Source organism: Streptomyces griseus (genome assembly GCF_001715295.1).
In the GTDB taxonomy this organism is placed as follows: Bacteria; Actinomycetota; Actinomycetes; order Streptomycetales; family Streptomycetaceae; genus Streptomyces; species Streptomyces griseus_G.
Genome location: NZ_MDKB01000003.1, coordinates 159,453 through 160,546 on the forward strand (window position 1 = coordinate 159,453; position 1,094 = coordinate 160,546).

The following is a 1,094-nucleotide window of genomic DNA, read 5'->3' on the forward strand; positions in this document are numbered from 1 at the left end:
GGCCAGATGTGGAAGCCCGGTAACGGGTGGAGCTGACTGGTACTAATAGGCCGAGGGCTTGTCCTCAGTTGCTCGCGTCCACTGTGTTGTTCCCGGGTTGCGAACAGTCGCACCGGTTGAACAGTTTCACTTCTTAATTGAAAAGTGTGCTTGTTCGCTAGAGCCCGATAGGGTTTCGGTGGTCATTGCGTTAGGGAAACGCCCGGTTACATTCCGAACCCGGAAGCTAAGCCTTTCAGCGCCGATGGTACTGCAGGGGGGACCCTGTGGGAGAGTAGGACGCCGCCGAACAATCTTTCAAGGACCCTTGGTCCCAGCGTTCATGCTGGGACCAAGGGTCCTTTTTTGTTTTCCCGAAGCGCGTCGGATGGTCGGCTGCGCGAGAATGTCTGTGGTACCCGATGACAGGAGTCACCCCCATGTCCACCAACTCTTCCGACGACCGTCCGGAGCGCGAGCTGCGTCGCCGGGACGGCGGAGACAGGGGCGGCTTCCGAGGCGGTCGCGACGACCGGTCCGGTGCTCCTCGACGTGACGGCGACCGCGGCGGTTTCCGTCGCGACGACCGTGATCGTGGCCCGCGCCGCGACGACGACCGCGGTGGCAGCACCGGTGGCGGTTTCCGGCGTGACGACAGCCGGGGTGGTAGCGCCGGTGGTGGTTTCCGGCGTGACGATCGTGCGCCGCGTCGTGAGGATGACCGGGGTGGGTACCGCGGTGGTCAGCAGCGTGATGACCGGGGTGGGCGTCCGGGCGGTGGCTTCGAGCGCCGTGACGACCGTCCCCGTGGCCCGCGCCGCGACGACGACCGCGGTGGCAGCACCGGTGGTGGTTTCCGTCGCGACGACAGCCGTGGTGGCAGCACCGGTGGTGGTTTCCGCCGCGATGACAGCCGTGGGGGTGCCGGCGGTGGGTTCCGTCGCGACGACAGCCGTGGTGGCGGGAGCGGCGGTGGTTTCCGTCGTGACGACAGCCGCGGTGGCAGCACCGGGGGCGGTTTCCGCCGGGACGACCGTGATCGTGGCCCGCGCCGCGACGACGACCGCGGTGGCAGCACCGGTGGCGGTTTCCGGCGTGACGACAGCCGGGGTGGC

The 1,094-nt window shown here is 67.6% G+C and carries 1 rRNA gene and 1 pseudogene; one reads left to right on the forward strand and one right to left on the reverse strand.

What is annotated here, in order from left to right:
- Positions 1–174: 174 nt before the first annotated feature.
- Positions 175–291: ribosomal RNA gene (rrf, locus tag BA175_RS17030) — 5S ribosomal RNA — on the forward strand.
- A 29-nt stretch (positions 292–320) separates the two neighbouring features.
- Here rrf and BA175_RS32130 read toward each other — a convergent pair.
- A pseudogene (locus BA175_RS32130) lies at positions 321–1,094 on the reverse strand (hypothetical protein); the annotation flags it as partial.